The following is a 17,811-nucleotide window of genomic DNA, read 5'->3' as shown; positions in this document are numbered from 1 at the left end:
AGGCGAGCGGAGGGTATAAGCCCTCCGTGCTTATTGCGCGGAGGAAGTTCGCGACGTCGCGGAGTCGAGGTCGACAGGAAAACGCTCGATCTTCGCTGCGCTCGATCGACGGACTCGGGGGACTGCCGTCCCCCGCTGGCCGTTGCGATAGCGATAGTCGACGGGCGTCAGAACGAGAGCATCTTCTCGTACTGTTCCATCCGCAGGTCGAGGTCGCTCCGTTCGATCTGCTGCATGCGGCCGAGGCTGAAGTCCTCGACGTTGTAGCTGGCGACGACGGTTCCGTAAGCGAGCGCCCGCTTGAGCGTCTTCGGGTCGTCCTTACGGACCGAGGCGAGGTAGCCCATCATCCCGCCGGCGAAGCTGTCGCCCGCGCCGGTCGGATCGACGACGCGCTCCGTCGGGAACGCGGGCAGGACGTAGGTCTCTCCCTGGGAGAAGAACATGGCGCCATGTTCGCCCTTCTTGATCACGACGAACTTCGGCCCCATTTCCAGGACCTTGCGACCCGCGGCGACCAGGTTCTCTTCGTCGCAGAGGAGCTTGGCCTCGCTGTCGTTGAGGACCAGGCCGTCGACCTGCTTCATCAGCTCCAGCAGGTCGTCATGCTGCGTCTGGATCCAGAGATCCATCGTGTCCGCGACGACCAGCTTGGGCCCGTGCATCTGGGCCAGCGTTTCGATCTGCGTGCGCGGGAAGCCGTTGGCGAGGAAGACGTACTCGCAGCGCTTGAAGCTTTCCGGCAGCTTCGGCTGAAACGTGCCCAGGACGTTGAGGTGGACCTCCAGCGTCTCCCGGTCGTTCATGTTCGAGAGGTACTTCCCCTTCCAGCGGAAGGTCTTGCCTCCCTTTTCCGCCATCAGACCTGCGGTGTCGATGTTTCGCCCCTGCAGCAGGGTCGTGTGCTCTTCGGGCCAGTCCTCGCCGACGGGGCCGACCAGGCTGACGGGCGTGAAGTAGCTCGCCGCGTAGGAGAAATAGACCGCCGAGCCGCCGAGCACGTCGTCGCGCGATTCGGTCGGCGTTTCCACGGAGTCCAGGGCGATCGAACCGACGACGAGCAGAGACATCAGGCGAGCTTTCGGCAACTTCTAACGAGGACGCCGCAGCAGGGTCCGCCGCGGAAAGAGGCCATTATGGCTCTGTCGGCAGCGCTCGCAAGGAAGGCAGGGCAGGCACGTTGCCGGCTTCGCTATAAATGACGTCCGTAGTCGAATCGTCGATCGAGCGTCGGAGGTCGGAATGGGAATGGTTTGCTATATCCATGCTCTGTCGCGCTCGGAGATGCCCGCCTTCGCGGATACTGCGGCGGACTTCGACTCCCTGGACGAGTCCCGATATGTCGACTTGGACAAGGCGTGGCACGCGATCCACTGGCTTCTTGTCGGATCGAAGGAGTCGACGACGGCGCCGGCAGGCTTTCTGTTGGGGCCGGGCGACTTCCTTGCGGGCGACGAACCGGAGGTGCGATTTTTCGTTCCTAGCACGACGCTAGAGATCGCACAGGCGCTGACGCCGATCGACGGCGAAAGGCTCATGTCTCGGTTCGATAATCGCGAGATGGCTCGCCTCGAACTTTACCCCCAGATATGGGACGATCCCGACGACGCTCATCGGGACTACATCGTTCAGTACTACGAACCTCTTCGACGCCTCGTAACGAACGCCGCGAACAGCGGAGACGGCTTGGCCGTCTACTTCATGTAACCGCCCGATCGCCGAAGCCGTCGTAGGCGACCATCGACTTGACGAGTCCGAACTTCCGTTCGAGCCAGATCGTCGCGTCCGGGAAGAGATCCCGCATCTGCGACCGCGTGACCAGCCGCGAGTCGTGCGCCATCTCCCGCGCCCGCTGCCAGTTGCCGGCGCGGGGATACCAGCCGAGCGGGAGCATACGGTGCATGACCGTGCGGACGCCGAACGGAGCGTATTGATAGCCGGGCGTCAGGGCGTGCGGTTCCAGCGGAAAGTGCAGGTAGGGCGTCTGCACGAAGTAGGCCTTCGCGACGCGTCGCACGGCGCCTGCCATGGCCCGCATGTCGTCGAGTCCGCCGACATGCTCGATCACGCTGTTGGAGAAGACGGCGTCGTAGGCGCCGTCCGACACGCTCGCCAGCGTTCTCGCGTCGTCGCGAAAGAAGGCCAGTCCCGCGAACCCGCGCTCCTTCGGCTCCTCGACGTTGCAGACGTCGATCGTCCAGTTCCCGGGCAGCATGTCCCGCCGCTGCATCCAGAAATCGAACGTCCCGCCGACGTCGAGCAGCCGGACCGTCGCCTGGCCCGCGAAGCGCCGCTCGCAAAGTTCCAGAAAGAGCCCGAACCGGCGGTTGCGAAATTGCGTCGCCAGACTGTCAGGCCGACGATTGTCAGCGAGGCGGAGAACCATGGAGGCCGAAGGGTGAGACGTGCCGAGGGGGGACGAACCCCACGTTAGTCCGCGTTCTGACGGGATGAAGAGCGACGAGCGCTGACATTAAGGAACCTTAATGTTCGCATCCGAAGCGGCGGGACAATCTGAACGACCCGACCGTGGTCATCAAAAGTCGGAGATCTGAGCAGATGTCGATCGTCGTGCACGTGGAAGGCGAACTGGCGGAGTGGATCGAGCGTCGGGCGCGAGAAACGTCCATCGAGCCCGAAGCGTTCGCGATGTCGATCCTTCAACGGGCGCTCGATTGCGATAAAGCAAGGTTCGAACGAGCGATGAAGGAGACGCTGGAAAAGAATCGCGAACTCTACCGGCGGCTTGCGAAAGGGCCGGAATGAAGGTCGCGTGCTCTCGCGATGGCCTTCATGTTTCCCGATCGAACAAATACTCGCACTCTTCCAGCCTCGCGCCGTTCTCGTCGGCGACGGCGTAGGGCTTGGGGCCGCTCATGGCGACGCCGGCGTGCGAGCCGTCGCGACCGATCAGGAAGAGTTGCAGGTTGAACCGCGGGCGGCCCTGCTCGTTGCGGTCCTCGTCGCGCGTCCGGTCGGCGACCCGGCGGAGAACCTCCAGACCGGCTTCGACGGGCGTGCGACCCTGTCGCATCAGTTCCACGGCCAGAAACGAAGACAGGTTTTCGAGGTTCGCCTCGCCGTGGCCGATGCTGCCGCAGGTTCCCGCGGCGTTATCGGCATACAGGCCGGCGCCGAGGATGGGCGAATCGCCGACGCGACCCGGGATCTTGAACGCGTGACCCGACGTGCTCGTGCAGCAGGCCAGATCGCCCGCGCCCGAGCGTGCGGCGACGTGGACGGTGCCTCCCTTGAGGTCGGCGCCTTCGGGACCGAGCTTGCCGTAGAAGTACTTTTCGATCCACTCGGCGACCGGGGTGAGCGGCCCCTCGGGCGCCTTCCAGTCATCGACGGACGATCGCGTGCGTTTCCAGTAGAGCCAGATCTCCCGCGCGCGCTCGGTCAGCAGATCCTCTTCGCGAAAGCCGTTCGCGAGGGCGAATTTCAGCGCCCCGTCGCCGACGAGCAGCACGCGCTTCGTCTGCTGCATCACCAGCCGGGCGACCTTCGCCGGATTGCGGACGCCGCGAAGGCCCGCGACGGCGCCTCCGCGTCCGGTGCGACCGTCCATGACGGCGGCGTCGAGTTCGACGATCCCCTCTTCGTTGGGCAGACCGCCGTAGCCGACGGTCAGTTCCGCCGGATCGTCCTCGACCAGCGTCACCCCTTCGACGACCGCGTCGAGCGGCGTGCTGCCCGCGAGCATCGCCTCCCGGGTTCGAGCGACGGCGGCCAGTCCGTTATGCGATCCGACAGCGAGCATGCAGGGCTCCGCAGAATGTTCGTCAGGCGAGCGGAGGGTGTCAGCCCTCCGTGTCTGAAAGCTACCGTCGCGACGAAACCACGGAGGGTTCGTCCCTTCCGCTCGTCGTCGCTGCGAACATTCTACCGGCCGCGCTTCTTGTTCTTGCGGGCGCCGCGGTCGTCGTCCTCTTCTTCTTCGTCGGTCCCCGACGATCGCGAAGCGACGGGACTCGTCGTCGGCGCGCTGGACGGTCGGAACTTGCCGGCAAGCGGACCGGCCCCCTTCGACGGAGGATCGGTGCGACGGACTTCGCCGGACGGGACGGCGCTCGGCTTCGCAGCGGAAGCGCGGGCGTCGGAAGCGCTGGACGCTGCCGGCTTGTTCGCCGCGGGCGCGGGCTGCTGACGCGGAGGTTCAGGATTCGACGGCGCGGGCGGCGGCGTCGGAGCCTTGGCGACGGGGGCGGTTCCTGCCGAAGGCGACGAAGCGGGCTTCGATTTCGCCGCATCGGGCTTCGCCGCGTCGGTCTTCTTGCGGAAGTGCGGCGGGGGAACGCGGGGTTCCTCGGCAGCATCCTCCGCGTCGTCGGTCTTCGCCTTCCGCTTGCGGCGGACCGACTTGCTCATCCCCTGCACCTCGCGGAGGACATGCCGGGCGTACAGCAGCACGGAGAGCGTCAGCAGCAGGTGACCGACCAGGCGAAAGCTCTCCTGAGCCAGCCAGGCGATCGTCGAGGCGCTGACGTCGATGCGATAAAGCGTCGCGGTCGCGAGGCCGGCGTAAGCCAGCATCGTCAGCGACAGCGCCGCCAGCGAGAGCCGGCAGCGCAGGAACTCCCGCATCATCGCGACGGAGACCGCGAGCAGGATCAGCCCTTCCGCCAGCAGCCACCAGAAGGCGCCCTGGCCGCAGACGGCGACGCCCGTGAGCGCGACGATTCCGCCCGAGAGACTGCGGTGAAAGCCGCAGGCGGCGTCGACGGCGCCCAGCAATAGCGCGGCGGCGGTCCAGAGCCAGACGCGATAGCGTCCGCGATAATCGTCCGCGCGATGCCGGCGGAGCGAGTAGACGATTCCGGAAACGACCGCCGCCGTCAGCAGCGTCCAACTGGCGAGCCAGTCGGCGAGGTTGCCGCGCAGCGTCAGGTCGAGCGGGCGGACCGTCTCCTCCCCCAGCAGGCTCGCCAGCGAGACGCGATACGCGAACCCGGTCAGCACCGAGGCGGCGAGCAAGACGCCCACGCCCGCGGTCAGACCGATCGACCACCACTTCGTGGGAAGCAGGTCGGCCAGACGCGGCTGCCGATGGGGATGGGCCGCTTCCGGATAATGCGCGGCGTCGATGCGCACGCGGGCCCTGCGACGCGGGGCGGGCGATTCGGCATCGCCGTTGGCCGCGTCTTCGCGTAGAACGCGCCGACGACGAGACGAGGAGTTTCCGCTCCGAAGATCCATCTTCGATTTCGATACGTCGCGGGAGAGGCGACGGAGCGAGAGTGATATCTCTTCGCGAGGAAAGGCCCGACAGGAACGTACAGAACCGGCGATACCGGCTCAGTAACGTCGAGAGCCGGCTTCACCGGCTCGTCGCGTTCGCTTTCGGATCCTTCTCCGCTCGGAGATCGATAAGGCGGCGCCTTCCTTGACGTCCGCTCGTGCGACGCCGCACGGGTCGATGCGCCGCGTCGCGAGCGTTGCGGCGATCGTCGCGCCGCTCCGCAAACGTCGTGGCAGCATCGGACGGCAGCGCCTGACGGAGCGCACGAGAGCGACTCCGCTGCTCTTGGTATTCGGCGCCCCGGCCTGCATCGGATGATCGAATCGCAGGCTTCTCGTCCGACCGTCGCGGATGTCAGGGTTCGCCTAACCGTCACGCTCGTCGCCCGGTGACGGGATGGCTTCTATCCCTCCCCGTCCGCGACGACCGGGTTCCGAAGAATGCCCAGGCCTTCGATCTCCACTTCGGCGACCTGGCCAGGCTGGAGATAGCGGCGGGGGGTGCGGGCGACGCCGACGCCGGCGGGCGTGCCGGTATAGATGAGGTCGCCCGGCAGCAGCGTGCAGACCTGCGAGATGTAGGAGATCACCCGCGGGATCGAGAACAAAAGCTGATCGGTCGAAGATTCCTGCAGCGTCTCGCCGTCCAGGCGGAACTGGATCTTCAGCTTGCCCGGATCGGGGATCGCATCCGCCGTGACGAAGCAGGGGCCGAGCGGCGCGAACGTGTCGAAGCTCTTCCCCAGCAGCCACTGTCCGCCGGGCGTCTCCTTCTGCCAGTCACGCGCCGAAACATCGTTGCCGCAGGCGTAGCCGGCGACGTGACGCATCGCGTCCGCCTCGGCGATCCGGCGTCCCTGCTTACCGATCACGACGACCAGTTCGGCCTCGTAGTCGACCTTGGAACTCTCCGGCGGAAGGACAATCGGACGCCCGTGCGCGGAAAGCGTCGTCGCAAGCTTGTTGAAGATGACGGGGCGATCGGGCACGCTGGCCCCGGTTTCCTTCGCGTGATCGGCGTAGTTGAGCCCCACGCAGAGGATCTTCGACGGATTCCCGATGGGCGGAAGCCAGGCGTAAGGGGGTTCGCCCGGGTTCTTCGTCAGGGTGGCGATCTGCTCGCGGACGCGGGGCTCCCAGTAGTCGAGATCGGAGACGATCTGCTGCACGCTCTGGGGCTGGTCCGAGCCCGATTCCAGTTCGTACCAGCCGTCCGGTTCGACGACGCCGAGGAGGTCCTGTCCGTCGCGTCGCCACATCGCCAGTCGCATCGCCGTCGCTCCGATCGCGTGGGAAACCGCCTCAGAATGAGCGGGTCGATCGTAGTCGATTGGCGACGGACCTCCAACCGGCGGCGCTTCCCGCGTCGCTGCATCCCGAACGGACGGAGCATTCCTTTCGACCCCTGCGATCGTTCTGCCGGGATTCACCTGTCCTGGCGGCCTTGCGGGGGGGAGAAGTCTCTCGAAAGCGAATCGCCTCATCCGATCGCGAGCTAGGTTTCCTCATGCGAAGGGTCTGCAATCGTCCCTCCCGTACAGAACGGGGTCGACGTAGCTCCCGGAACCTTGCCGACTGACCCATGTCGACGCTCCCTGAAAACTCGATCGCGACCGCTGCCGAGCGCCCGCTCGTCGCGCCGCCGAAGCCGGCGGGGAAGGTCGCGGAGGGGGAGGGTCTGCGGCTGGTGCAGTCGCGACTGGGCATGGCGAGCGGGCTCTTCACCGCGCTGGAAGCCAAGCACGCACCCTCCGCGGCGCACTCGTTCCGCGTGGCGATGAACGGGTCGGCCTGGCTCCTGTCCCGCAAGATCGCCGAGGACGAGCTCCTGAAACTGGAGATGGCTTTCCTCCTGCACGACCTCGGCAAGATCGGCGTTCCGGACCAGGTGCTGGCCAAGCCGGGCCGGCTGAGCCGCGACGAGTTGCTGATGGTCGAGCACCATCGCCAGAACGCGATCAACATCCTGCTCGGCTGCCGCTCGCCGCGGACCGTGCTGGAAACGATTCACTTCAGCTCCGCCTACTTCGACGGGTCGAAGAAAGGCTTCGACGTCGCCGGCGAGGCGATTCCGTTCGGCGCCCGGATCCTGGCGATCGTCGACGCGTTCGACTCCATGACGACGGACCAGGTTTACCGGCCTGCCATGTCGCAGGAGCGGGCGGTCGCCGAGCTCTTCGCCTGCGCCGGGTCGCAGTTCGATCCCGAACTGGTCAGCCACTTCGCCGAGTACCTTCAGAAGGACGCCACGCGCGTTCTCGAACGGGTGGGGCAGCGCTGGCTCTCGCACCTGGGTCAGAACCTGGCCGACCAGTACTGGGGCTTTCAGAGCCGTCGGATGTCGAGCGGCGATTCGCCTGCCGAAGCCATCTTCTACGCCAAGGCGGTCGAGGGGATGCGCGACGGCGTGATCTTCGTCGACTCGTCGTTGCGAATCCTCGCCTGGAACCGGGCGGCGGAGCAGATTACCGGCGTCCCGGGCCAAGCGGTCTGGCGCATGGAATGGACGGCCGGCCTGCTCGATCTGCATTCGGAACGAGGCGTCCGGCTCTCGCCCGCCGACGATCAGGTCCGCAAGGCCGTCGAGCGAAAGATCCCCTGCACGACCCGCTGGATCCTCCGCGGTCGTCGCGCGACGCCTCTGACGGTCGACGCCCGGATCGACCCGGTCGTCTCCGGCGACGGCACGGTTCACGGCGTCACGATCGTCATCGAGGACATCTCCGGGCGGATGGAAATCGAAGAGCGGATGGAGTCGTTGCAGCGACGGGCCACCCGCGATCCGCTGACCGGCGTGCTCAACCGCGAAGAGTTCGCCCGCACGCACGAAGCGACGCTGGCCGATCACCTGGCCCGGCGGATTCCGTGCGCGCTGGTGATCTGCGATCTCGACTACTTCAAGAAGGTCAACGACACCTACGGCCACCAGGCGGGCGACGAAGCGCTGATCGCGTTCGCGCGGATCCTGGAACAGCGCAAGCGAACCGAAGACGTCGTCGCCCGGTACGGCGGCGAAGAATTCCTGCTGCTCTGCCCCAACTGCGATCTGGCGGGCGCCGCGCGGCTGGCGGAAGAGATTCGCGTCGCGCTCGAACGGACTTCGCTGTCGTTCCTGGGGAACAAGAATCTCACATCGAGCTTCGGCGTGACCGAGGCCCAGTACGGCGATACGGCCGACACGATGCTGCGCCGTTCCGACCGGGCGTTGTTGCAGGCGAAGGAGATGGGCCGCAACGTCGTGGTCCGCATCGGCGCCGGGCTGCACGAAACGCCCTCCGCTCCCCGGCAGCGCGGGCCGCTCGAATGGCTGCTCGGCACGTCGGCGCCGGAGAAGGTCGTCACCCGCGTGCTGGTCACGCCCGTTCCCGCGGAGATGATTCTCGAAAAGCTTCGCGGCTTCGCGAGCGATCATTCGGCCGAGGTGCTGCGATTCGACGCCGAGGGAGCTTCGCTGAAACTGAGCAGCGCCGAGCAAGGCCTCGATCGGCGGACCGACGACCGACCGATTCCGTTCCGAATCGATCTGGAATTTCTGCCCGCGGACGGTACCGAACGGATCGCGAAAACCCGACTGAAGGTCGGCGTCTTCCCGCTACGCAATCGCGACCGCCGCGCTCGCAACGTCGTCGAACGTGCGCGGCAGATCATGAACAGCGTGAAGTCCTACCTCGTCGCGCACGAGGAGGCGAGCGACTCCTCGGTCGTCGGCCAGGACGAAGCGGACGAGGGACTGCTCGGCCGCGCCGGCACGTACTTCAAGAAGAGCTTCACCCGCCCCTCCGACGATCGCTACGGCCGCTGAGCCGTTCTACATCGCGAGCGGCGGCTCGCTGACGTCGGGTTCCAGTCCGTAGCCCCACTTGTTCATGCGGCAGTCGCACCGGGGACAGGACCACCCGCCCCACAGGATCTCGTGCAGGCCCGTCGGAACGCGCAGCGGAGGCATCGGCTTCCGGCAGCGCGGGCAATGCACCTTCGCCAGGTTGATGCCGATATCGGCCAGGTTTGGGGTCGCCGCGTTGCGCCTGTTCGCTTGTGCCATCGCTCAGCCTCCTTGAGATGATCGTTTCGGAAAGGCCGTCGGCTGCGTCGACCGCCTGGTACGGGGCGAAGCGTCGAAGCGCGGAATCCGTTACGCGAGTTTCCGCCACGGGGCGTCTCTCGCGAGAGAAGAGCGGGCGCGTGGCGACTAGAATCGGGAGCTGCTGCGAGAGCTTCTCGCATCCCGCCTTAACGCTCCCCCGTCGCTCTTCGAGGAATTCGCCGTGTCGCGAACGGATCTCCGTCTGCGCGGTCGATCGTCTTGCATCGCGCTCGCGCTGACGATGTCGATCGGCTTCGTTTCGTCGATGGGACTCGCCTCCGCGGACGAGCCGACGACCGATGCCCCAAGCTGGACGTCGCCGACGATTCCCGGCGAAAACGCGTCCGGCGAATCGACCGGGCCGGGCGACTGGATCGCCGAGAACTGCGAAATCGAAGTCGAAGGGGACGTCCTGCGGTTCGTGTCGGGCGAGGGGTGGATCCGTTATCCCCAACCGCTGGGCGACTTCGTCTTCTCGGGCGAGTATCGACCGCTGCAGGAATCGAAGTGGGACTCGGGCATCTACTTCCGCAGCCCTCTCCCGCCCGAAGGAAAGAAGTGGCCCGATCGACGCCAGATCAACCTCAAACAGGGCGAAGAGGGGACGCTACTGCATCCCAAACAGGTCGCGGATCAATCGCTGATCAAGCCGGGCGAGTGGCGCTCGTTCGAGCTGACGGCGGTCGGGAACCAAGCCAGCCTGAAACTTAACGGCCAGCCTGCCTGGACGACCGAAGGCGTGACCGATCCCGTCGGCTGGCTCGCGCTGCAGGTCGAAGTGCCTCAAGGGGGGCAGTACGAATTCCGCAATCTTCGCGTCGTCGAAAGCGGCTTTCAGGATCTCATGCCCGGCAACCTCGACGCGTGGACCGCCATCGAGAACAAGCCGCTCGACTGCTGGAAGCTGGAGGAGGGCGTGCTCTCTTGCCTGCCGATGGCCGGCCCCTCGCTCCGCACGAAAGAACCGGTCGGCGATTTCTCGCTGCGGCTGTCGTATCGCCTGGCTGAAGGGGGGAACTCCGGCGTCTACCTGCGGACTCCCGAAGGGGGTTCGCATCACGGCGATGGCGCCGGCATCGAGGTCCAACTGCTGCATGACGACGCCGAACGGTATGCCACGCTGAAACCCTGGCAGTACACCGGATCGCTTTACGGCCTCGTTCCCGCGAAGCGCGGCAGCGCCCGCGGGCCAGGCGAGTGGAACACGATGCAGATCACGTGCGAAGGGACGAAGTACCAGGTGATCCTGAACGGCCACGTCATTACGGATGCGACAGCCGACGACGCGCCTGAACTGGCCAAGCGCGCCGTCGCAGGCTATCTCGGCCTGCAGCATCACGGCGGCGGCGTCGACTACCGCGACGTCCGCGTGGGGCCGCCGACGTTCGCGCCGTAGTCGGGGAACGGCGGTTGGGCGGCGCTGGTTGTCTCAGCCAGCGTCACCTAACACAGCCTTCCTCCTTGCCTCGCTGCATACGATTCATCGCGGGAACGATCGTTCGAGCGCTGGCTCGGCACGATTCGCGATCTATCAGCAGCGAGGCATCCGATGCGTTCCGACCGATTCAATGACGAAAGGCTGCGACTCGCCTCGGACGACGAAGCGAGGCGCGATACCGCGTCTCCTGACTCATCCGCAGCAGCACGGGCCGAACGTCCGCAGCGGCCTGACCCGCACGACGTCGATCTGCTCGACGCTTATTCGCAGGCCGTCGTGCGTGTGGTGGAGACCGTCGCGCCGGCAGTGATCAGCGTGCATGGGCATCAGCCGGGCGGCGCGGGGTCGGGCTTTCTGCTGACCAGCGACGGCTACGCCCTCACGAACAGTCACGTCGTCGACGGGCGGACCAAGCTGGTCGCGGTGACCGACGACGGCGACCGCATTGACGCCCAAGTCGTCGGCGACGATCCGCCGACCGACGTCGCCGTGTTGAAACTGGCGGCCAGCGATCTGCCCTTCACGGAACTCGGCGAGTCGCGGGCGCTTCGCGTCGGTCAACTCGTGATCGCGATGGGGAGTCCGCTCGGTCTTTCGTCGGCGGTCTCGACCGGCGTCGCCAGCGGTCTCGGACGTACGATGCGGGCGCAGGACGGCAGGCTGATCGAGAACGTCGTGCAGCACTCGGCGCCGATCAACCCGGGAAACTCGGGCGGGCCGCTGGTCGACTCCCGCGGACGCGTCGTCGGCGTCAACACGGCGATTATCGCGTTCGCCCAGGGCCTCGGCTTTGCGGTCCCGAGCGATACGGCGAAGTGGGTTCTGGGGGAGATCCGGGAGCATGGTCGCGTCCGTCGGCGGAAGCTCGGCATCTCCGCGGTTTCCGTCCCGCTGCCTAAGTCGCTGATCCGGGCGCTGCAGATTTACTCCGATCAGGCCGTAGAAGTCGACGAGGTCGCTGCGGGCAGCGTCGCGGCGGAAGCCGGCCTCCGCGCGGGCGACCTGATCCTGGAGATCAACGGACGCATCGTCGCCGGCGTCGACGACATCCACCGCCTGCTCACCGCCATCCCCGCTCACGCGCCGCTCGAACTCTCCGTCGTGCGGGGCAGGGGACTGGTCACGATCGTCGTTCCGCCGGAGGGTGGATTGCCCGGAAAAGCGCTGTCAGACTTCAGACGGCGCCAATTGCGGGAGGTCATGACGGCGCGTCCTGGTGTTCTTCCCGTTGGTTATGCAGTGACATGGACGCGTGGGGACAGATTCGAGAGACGATTGTTTCCGGGTGCTCGCAGGAAGAGTTCGAGTCGATGAGGTGCCCGGTTTGCGGCTCGAATCTAAGTCTTCACGTTCATCCAAATGAGACGACGTTCTGCGTTCGATGCGAAAAAAGCACAGAGCATTTGTGTATGCACGACAAGTCGAAGTCGACTGAGCCGTGGTTCGTCGCGCTGGTTGTCCCGGGGTGGTATTGAGCTACTCGAACATCTTGAACGGCGGCGGATACACCACTTTCCCCGTGACTCCCGAAAGCGATCCGGGAACCAGCTCCAGCGCCATCCAGGCCTCGCCTGCGCCGAACGGACAGACGATCGGGCTCGCCTGTTCGGACGAGAACCCGAACCGCGGATAGAACGTCGGATGGCCCAAGACGAGCGCGACTCGCTCGCCTCGCTCCCGGCAGAGCGCGAGACCCGCTTCGACCAGCAGGTGGCCGACGCCCTGGCGCTGAAACACAGGTAACACGGCCATCGGGGCGAGCGACGCCGCGGACAGAGTTTCGCTCTTCGTCTCGATCCGCAGCCGGCTGAACAGAACGTGACCGACGACTCCCGCCTCCGTCTCGGCCACGAGCGACGCGATCACGTAGCCTCCCTCGCCCAGCGCTTCGACCAGGTCCGCCTCAGCCGGCGATCCGAACGCCGCCTCGTTCACCTGGCGGATCGCGTCGAAGTCGCTCGGCTCTTCCTCGCGAATCGTCGGCTGCATGGCTGGTTCGATGAGGAACAGAGGGGAATTCGACAGGAGCCCCGGAGGAACATTCTCCGCGAAGGGACGACTATCCTGTAACGTCATCCGAAACACGACGCGGCGGATGCTCGCTTCTGCGAATCTCGCCGCTCGCCTGCCTCCCGGCGAGGAGTTCGATCTTGTCGCTCAGGTTCGCGGCCGCGCTCTTTTCGTTCGCTCTGGTTCTGGCGTCGAGCGTCCCCTCCGCGGTCGTCGCGGCGGAGACGTCCGACTGGCCCTGGTGGCGCGGCCCCTCGCGGGACGGCGTCGCAGCGGCGGGGCAGGATCCGCCCCTGACGTGGAGCGAAACCGAGAACGTCGTCTGGAAGACGCCGATCCCCGGGAAGGGGCACGCCTCGCCCACGATCGTCGGCGACCGCATCTATCTGGCGACCTCGGTCGATGCAGAGGAGCGCCGCAGCGTGCTCTGCCTCGACCGGTCGACCGGCAAGATCGTGTGGGACTCGCCCGTGCATGTCGGCAAGGCCGTACCGCCCAAGAACGACAAGGCGACGCAGGCCTCGTCGACGGTCGCCTGCGACGGCGAGCGGCTCTTCATCAACTTCCCGCATGACGACGCGGTGTTCACTTCGGCGCTGTCGCTCGACGGCAAGATTCTCTGGCAGACGCGGATCACGCCCTACGTCGATCACCAGGGCTACGGTTCGTCGCCCGCGATCTTCGGGCCGCTCGTCATCGTTTCAGCCGACAGCAAGGAAGTGGGCGGCGCCGTCGCCGGTCTCGATCGGGCGACCGGCAAGATCGTCTGGCGCCACGATCGACCGAAGACGCCGAACTATCCCTCGCCGATCATCCTCGACGTCGCCGGCAAGACGCAGATGTTCCTGACCGGCTGCGATCTGGTGAGTAGCTTCGATCCGCTGACCGGCGAGAAACTGTGGGAGATGGAAGGCGCCACGACCGAGTGCGTCACCTCGACGGTCACCGACGGCAAGCTCATCTATTCCTCGGGCGGTTACCCGCGGAATCATGTCAGCGCCTACGCCGCCGACGGCTCGAAGAAGGTCGTCTGGGAGAGCGGCCAGCGGGTCTACGTCCCCTCGATGCTGATCAAAGACGGCTACCTCTACGCCGTCGCCGACGCGGGCGTCGCCATCTGCTGGAAGGCCGGTACGGGCGAAGAGATCTGGAAGGAGCGCATCGGCGGCACGTACTACTCGTCGCCGGTCCTCGTCGACGATCGGATCTACGTCATGGACGAGACCGGCAAGTCGCTCGTCTTCCGCGCGACGCCCGAGGGCTACGAAGCGCTTGGCGAAAGCCAGCTCGGAACGGCCTGCTACGCCACGCCCGCCGTCGTCGACAGCCGGATCTACGCCCGCGTCATCGACGATCATGACGGCAAGCGGCAGGAGGTTCTCTACTGCCTGGGAAGCGAGTAGGCGGACACGTTCGAGGGGCCGTCGGTCTTGCCGGCCCGCGCCTCGGACGTCCATGCGGCTCCGTCCGCCGGAACGCTGGCTCGTAAGACTCGAGCAGAGCCGAACGCGGCGACGCTTTACGCCCCGTTCATCGCTTCCAGCTTCCCGCCGACCTGGTCGAGGATCTGCTTGGCGATCTGGTTGACGCCGTAGCCGCCGGGCAGGCGGACGAGCGGCTTGCCGTGACGGTCGCAGAACTGCTTCACGTCGCCGTAGCCGTGCCGCGACCAGCGGATCATCAGCACGACGCAGGCGACGTCCGGCTTGGCGACCAGCGGCTCGAACTGGTCGAGCGGCTGATGCTGCTCGCTGGTCTTCATCCAGTAGACTTCGGCCAGACCGAGCGCCTCGCGAAGGGCCTTCTCGCGATCCAGCCGACGCTCGCCGCCGATCAGCATGATCGAGCGACCCCCCAGCAGCTCTCTGGCCTTCTCGACTTCCGGCGCGACGATCGCTTCGACTTCTGCGACCGGTTCGGGGTTCTCCGCCAGGAACCGGTCGATCTCCCGCAGCACGCGGTCGAAGGCCGAGCCTTCCTGCACGTTGAGCGACTCGGGCAGCAGCTCGACGATGTCGATCAGCGACTCGCGCAGCTCGCGATTGCTGGGGGGCATCCCGTCGTCGATCAGTTCCTGCACCGTGTCGAGCAGGATGTTCCAGGACTCCTCGGCGTCCCCTTCGCCGGCGGCGATAAGCTGCGCCTTGTGCTTGACCTTGCCGAGCGCCTTCTTGCGCTTCTTCGACTGCGTCTGACGCTCGCCCAGCTCTTCGTCGAACGCCGCGATCCGGGCGCCGAGTTCGTCCCGGTCGCCCGGGTCCGCCGGATCGTTCACCCGCATGTGCCGCGAGACGTAGATCTCCCGGTCGCGTGTGTTGGTCTTGAGCCACTGGAAAACTTCGAACTGGTCGGAGTCCTCAGGGCCGTCTGCCCGCATCGCCGCCACGCGAAGCGCCGACTGCGACTCCGCCAGCAGGTGAAAGGCCCGCTGCATCGCGGGATCCTGCGAAGACGTCTCTGCTTCGTCGAGGCGTCGCACTAACTCAACCGCGGCCGCGCAGTTGTCGTAGCACTTCGCCAGAACATCGAAGACCGACAGGTCGGCCGGCGTCGGCGAGTTGGGTCCGTTGGTCCACAAGTAACAGCCGGGTATCTCTTTGGCCCGGCGGATGGTCTCGCGATCGTTCGGCTCGATCAGCGCGGCGTAGTCCGCCGCTTCGGCTAGCAACCTTCGACGCTCGGCGGCCCAGCGACTGCCGTCGGCCTTCATTCGCAACCGTCGCGCGACGAGGTCCAGATCGACCCGCGCTCCGAGCGCCTCCTTCGGCGCGTAGCGCTCCGGATACTCGATCGCGGAGGATTCGTTACGGGCGACGCCCTGGCCGAGCGTCAGGGCAGGGCGGGGGAAGGTCGGTTCGCTTCTGACGACGCCGGTGGATCTGCCCAGCAGGCTCGCCCGCGCGGCGGCGGAGCGATCGGTTTCCGAGGTCCCGTCGTCGCTCGACGCGCCCGCCGCGAGTTCGTCCTCGAACTTTTGCGACGGTCGACCCGCTTCCGCCTCAGCGACAGTTTCTGTCGCTGCTCCTAACGCCCCTTCTTCCGGCGGGGCATTCTCCGAAGCGTGTTTCGTGAGATAAGCGGCAAGCGTCAGCAGGTTCCTGCGAACGCCTGCATCCTTGCGACTGATATGGACGAGACAGTCGACGAGCTCCTGCAAGGCCGCGGCAAGCGACTGCGCAGAAAATTCATCGTTCGGATCGCTTAGAGGAGTCGGCATTTAAAGATTGTCGCTCACGCCGTTGCGCTCGGCAAGCCAAGTGCACAAGGTGCACAAACGTCAAGGTGAAAGATTGCCTTAACCAGTTACCAGCAAACTGCTTTGGCGAATGCGTCCCCTTCGTGGGCGACCAGCTCCGTAGATGGCAAGCGGCGGGCTAAGGGCGGGTGGATCACCTTAATTGAAGAACGTACATGCGTCCCGCGTGCGGGCGGTGGCGTGCGCTGCGACCGCTTTCGTGATTTTTTCACGCAGCAGGATCGGCCTCGACCGGACGTGTCAAACGACCCTCCGATAGTGATGTCGTGAAGCGGATTCGCGATGCGGATGGCCGGTGAACAGGCGATAAGTCGCGAGTCTTGCTTCGTACTGAACGCGTGGATACACTACCGGTCGCGAGGCGGGACCCTCGCCCATTGCAACCCTCCGGCAGGCGCCGGATAAACAAGAGGAAGGTGCGTCCGATGGTCGCCGTGAGCTCGCGAACGATGGCAAAGAAGAAATCAGGGAAGGCTTCCGGCGCGGGCGCTGCGGCCGATGGCATGTCGAAGAATTTCGCTGCCCTTCTGGACCGCAACTCCGATCTGAAGACCACGCTGCAGCAGATCGAAAAGCAATTCGGCGAGGGGTCGATCATGCCCCTCGGCGCCGATCGGATGAAGCGGATCGAGGGCGTCCCGACCGGCTCGCTGTCGCTGGACATCGCGCTGGGCGGCCAGGGACTGCCCAAGGGCCGCATCGTCGAAGTCTTCGGCCCGGAATCGAGCGGTAAAACGACGATCGCCCTGCACGCGATCGCCCAGTCTCAGAAGGCAGGCGGCATCGCCGCGCTCATCGACGCCGAACACGCGTTCGACCCGATGTGGGCCAAGAAGATCGGCGTTCAGTGCGATCAACTGCTCGTCAGCCAGCCGAACAACGGCGAAGAGGCGATGCAGATCGTCGAAATGCTCGTCAAGTCGGACGCGGTCGACGTCATCGTCATCGACTCGGTCGCGGCCCTCGTTCCGAAGGCGGAACTGGCCGGCGAGATCGGCGATTCGCACGTCGGCCTGCAGGCCCGTCTGATGAGCCAGTCGATGCGAAAGCTGACGGGCTGCATCGCCAAAAGCAAGACGGTGGTGATCTTCATCAACCAGATCCGCGAGAAGATCGGCGTCATGTTCGGCAGCCCCGAAACGACGCCGGGCGGTCGGGCGCTGAAGTTCTACTGCTCCTGCCGGATCGACGTCCGTCGCATCGGCGCCCTGAAGGAAGGCGAAGAGACGATCGGTCAGCGCGTCCGCTGTAAGATCGTCAAGAACAAGGTCGCCCCGCCGTTCCGGATCGCCGAATTCGACATGATGCACAGCAACGGCATCAGCTACGAAGGCGACGTCCTGGACCTGGCCGTCCTGCACAAGATCGTCGCCCGCAGCGGAGCCTGGTTCAAATACAACGACGAGTACATCGGTCAGGGCAAGGAGAAGGCCCGGGTCTTCCTGCAGGAGAATCCGAAGCTGGCCGAAGAGATTCGGGCCAAGGTGCTCGACGCCGTCAACGAAGCGGGCGAAGGCGCCGTGCCCGGAGAGAAGGCCGCCGCCGATGAAGCGGATGCCGGTAACGAATAACGCCCGCGTTCGACCCGGGTCTTCAATAGCTCGACCCGGGTCTTCAGAAGTTCGACCCGGATCTCCCGTTCCCGCCCCTGATGTTGCGGTAAAGGCGGGAACTCGCCCGATTCCGACGCTGTTTTCGAGGGCATACGTCCCGCATAATGCAAAGGTCGTCCGCGCAATTCCGCGCGGGCGACCTTTTTCCGTAGCTGCGACCTCGCGCTCG

Annotated in this window: 15 protein-coding genes; 7 read left to right on the top strand and 8 right to left on the bottom strand. The window is 65.7% G+C overall.

Going from position 1 to position 17,811, the window contains the following annotated elements:
• Positions 1-167: 167 nt before the first annotated feature.
• Positions 168-1,070, bottom strand: coding sequence for a PfkB family carbohydrate kinase (locus SH602x_RS22650; RefSeq protein WP_479470863.1), 903 nt, complete (start codon positions 1,068-1,070; stop codon positions 168-170).
• 178 nt (positions 1,071-1,248) lie between these two features.
• On the opposite strand from SH602x_RS22650, the gene SH602x_RS22645 reads away from it, so the two are divergent.
• Positions 1,249-1,707 (top strand): DUF1877 family protein, encoded by a 459-nt coding sequence (locus tag SH602x_RS22645; protein WP_479474438.1) that lies wholly within the window; start codon positions 1,249-1,251, stop codon positions 1,705-1,707.
• On the opposite strand, the gene SH602x_RS22640 is transcribed toward SH602x_RS22645, so the two are convergent.
• Entirely contained in the window at positions 1,700-2,386 is a 687-nt protein-coding gene (locus tag SH602x_RS22640; RefSeq protein ID WP_479474437.1) for a class I SAM-dependent methyltransferase, read from the bottom strand. The two genes, SH602x_RS22645 and SH602x_RS22640, sit on opposite strands and share 8 nt — an antisense overlap.
• A 173-nt stretch (positions 2,387-2,559) precedes the next feature.
• Between SH602x_RS22640 and SH602x_RS22635 the strand changes: the two genes are divergently transcribed.
• Positions 2,560-2,766 (top strand): hypothetical protein, encoded by a 207-nt coding sequence (locus tag SH602x_RS22635; RefSeq protein ID WP_479470865.1) that lies wholly within the window; start codon positions 2,560-2,562, stop codon positions 2,764-2,766.
• 25 nt (positions 2,767-2,791) lie between these two features.
• Here SH602x_RS22635 and SH602x_RS22630 read toward each other — a convergent pair whose 3' ends face one another.
• From SH602x_RS22630 to SH602x_RS22620, 3 genes are all read right to left on the bottom strand, one after another.
• Complete coding sequence (locus SH602x_RS22630) at positions 2,792-3,763, bottom strand: glycosylasparaginase (RefSeq protein ID WP_479474436.1); 972 nt, start codon at positions 3,761-3,763, stop codon at positions 2,792-2,794.
• 122 nt (positions 3,764-3,885) lie between these two features.
• The gene (locus SH602x_RS22625; protein ID WP_479474435.1) at positions 3,886-5,094 is read right to left on the bottom strand and encodes a hypothetical protein; all 1,209 of its coding nucleotides are present in this window, start codon (positions 5,092-5,094) and stop codon (positions 3,886-3,888) included.
• A gap of 551 nt (positions 5,095-5,645) precedes the next feature.
• On the bottom strand, positions 5,646-6,512 hold the full coding sequence (locus tag SH602x_RS22620) for a fumarylacetoacetate hydrolase family protein (protein ID WP_479474434.1): 867 nt from the start codon (positions 6,510-6,512) through the stop codon (positions 5,646-5,648).
• Between the two features lie 311 nt (positions 6,513-6,823).
• Between SH602x_RS22620 and SH602x_RS22615 the strand changes: the two genes are divergently transcribed.
• A complete protein-coding gene (locus SH602x_RS22615) occupies positions 6,824-9,043 on the top strand; it encodes a diguanylate cyclase (protein ID WP_479474433.1) in 2,220 nt (739 codons plus the stop codon).
• A gap of 6 nt (positions 9,044-9,049) precedes the next feature.
• Here the strand turns inward: SH602x_RS22615 and SH602x_RS22610 are convergent, their stop codons facing one another.
• Positions 9,050-9,283, bottom strand: a complete 234-nt coding sequence (locus tag SH602x_RS22610; protein WP_479474432.1) for a hypothetical protein — start codon at positions 9,281-9,283, stop codon at positions 9,050-9,052.
• Positions 9,284-9,506: 223 nt separating this feature from the next.
• Between SH602x_RS22610 and SH602x_RS22605 the strand changes: the two genes are divergently transcribed.
• Positions 9,507-10,721 (top strand): 3-keto-disaccharide hydrolase, encoded by a 1,215-nt coding sequence (locus tag SH602x_RS22605; protein ID WP_479474431.1) that lies wholly within the window; start codon positions 9,507-9,509, stop codon positions 10,719-10,721.
• Between the two features lie 153 nt (positions 10,722-10,874).
• Positions 10,875-12,077 carry a S1C family serine protease gene (locus SH602x_RS22600; protein ID WP_479474430.1) on the top strand — a complete coding sequence of 401 codons (1,203 nt, stop codon included), beginning with the start codon at positions 10,875-10,877 and terminating at the stop codon, positions 12,075-12,077.
• A gap of 162 nt (positions 12,078-12,239) precedes the next feature.
• Here the strand turns inward: SH602x_RS22600 and SH602x_RS22595 are convergent, their stop codons facing one another.
• Positions 12,240-12,752, bottom strand: coding sequence for a GNAT family N-acetyltransferase (locus tag SH602x_RS22595; RefSeq protein ID WP_479474429.1), 513 nt, complete (start codon positions 12,750-12,752; stop codon positions 12,240-12,242).
• Between the two features lie 161 nt (positions 12,753-12,913).
• Between SH602x_RS22595 and SH602x_RS22590 the strand changes: the two genes are divergently transcribed.
• Positions 12,914-14,176: an outer membrane protein assembly factor BamB family protein gene (locus tag SH602x_RS22590; RefSeq protein ID WP_479474428.1), complete on the top strand. Its 1,263-nt coding sequence runs from the start codon at positions 12,914-12,916 to the stop codon at positions 14,174-14,176.
• 116 nt (positions 14,177-14,292) lie between these two features.
• On the opposite strand, the gene SH602x_RS22585 is transcribed toward SH602x_RS22590, so the two are convergent.
• The gene (locus SH602x_RS22585; RefSeq protein ID WP_479474427.1) at positions 14,293-15,990 is read right to left on the bottom strand and encodes a hypothetical protein; all 1,698 of its coding nucleotides are present in this window, start codon (positions 15,988-15,990) and stop codon (positions 14,293-14,295) included.
• 542 nt (positions 15,991-16,532) lie between these two features.
• Between SH602x_RS22585 and recA the strand changes: the two genes are divergently transcribed.
• Positions 16,533-17,600 (top strand): recombinase RecA, encoded by a 1,068-nt coding sequence (recA, locus tag SH602x_RS22580; RefSeq protein ID WP_479477133.1) that lies wholly within the window; start codon positions 16,533-16,535, stop codon positions 17,598-17,600.
• The last annotated feature ends 211 nt before the right edge of the window (positions 17,601-17,811 follow it).

This window comes from Lignipirellula cremea, from assembly GCF_056501455.1.
Note: the sequence above shows the minus strand (reverse complement) of the source record. Positions and strands in the feature narration are given on the sequence as shown.

Bases quoted from the DNA above. Each gene is read 5' to 3' on its own strand.
- SH602x_RS22610 (WP_479474432.1), bottom strand. From the start codon at position 9,283: ATGGCACAAGCGAACAGGCGCAACGCGGCGACCCCAAACCTGGCCGAT.
- SH602x_RS22635 (WP_479470865.1), top strand. From the start codon at position 2,560: ATGTCGATCGTCGTGCACGTGGAAGGCGAACTGGCGGAGTGGATCGAG.
- recA (WP_479477133.1), top strand. From the start codon at position 16,533: ATGTCGAAGAATTTCGCTGCCCTTCTGGACCGCAACTCCGATCTGAAG.
- SH602x_RS22595 (WP_479474429.1), bottom strand. From the start codon at position 12,752: ATGCAGCCGACGATTCGCGAGGAAGAGCCGAGCGACTTCGACGCGATC.
- SH602x_RS22650 (WP_479470863.1), bottom strand. From the start codon at position 1,070: ATGTCTCTGCTCGTCGTCGGTTCGATCGCCCTGGACTCCGTGGAAACG.
- SH602x_RS22640 (WP_479474437.1), bottom strand. From the start codon at position 2,386: ATGGTTCTCCGCCTCGCTGACAATCGTCGGCCTGACAGTCTGGCGACG.
- SH602x_RS22600 (WP_479474430.1), top strand. From the start codon at position 10,875: ATGCGTTCCGACCGATTCAATGACGAAAGGCTGCGACTCGCCTCGGAC.
- SH602x_RS22620 (WP_479474434.1), bottom strand. From the start codon at position 6,512: ATGCGACTGGCGATGTGGCGACGCGACGGACAGGACCTCCTCGGCGTC.
- SH602x_RS22585 (WP_479474427.1), bottom strand. From the start codon at position 15,990: ATGCCGACTCCTCTAAGCGATCCGAACGATGAATTTTCTGCGCAGTCG.
- SH602x_RS22630 (WP_479474436.1), bottom strand. From the start codon at position 3,763: ATGCTCGCTGTCGGATCGCATAACGGACTGGCCGCCGTCGCTCGAACC.
- SH602x_RS22615 (WP_479474433.1), top strand. From the start codon at position 6,824: ATGTCGACGCTCCCTGAAAACTCGATCGCGACCGCTGCCGAGCGCCCG.
- SH602x_RS22645 (WP_479474438.1), top strand. From the start codon at position 1,249: ATGGTTTGCTATATCCATGCTCTGTCGCGCTCGGAGATGCCCGCCTTC.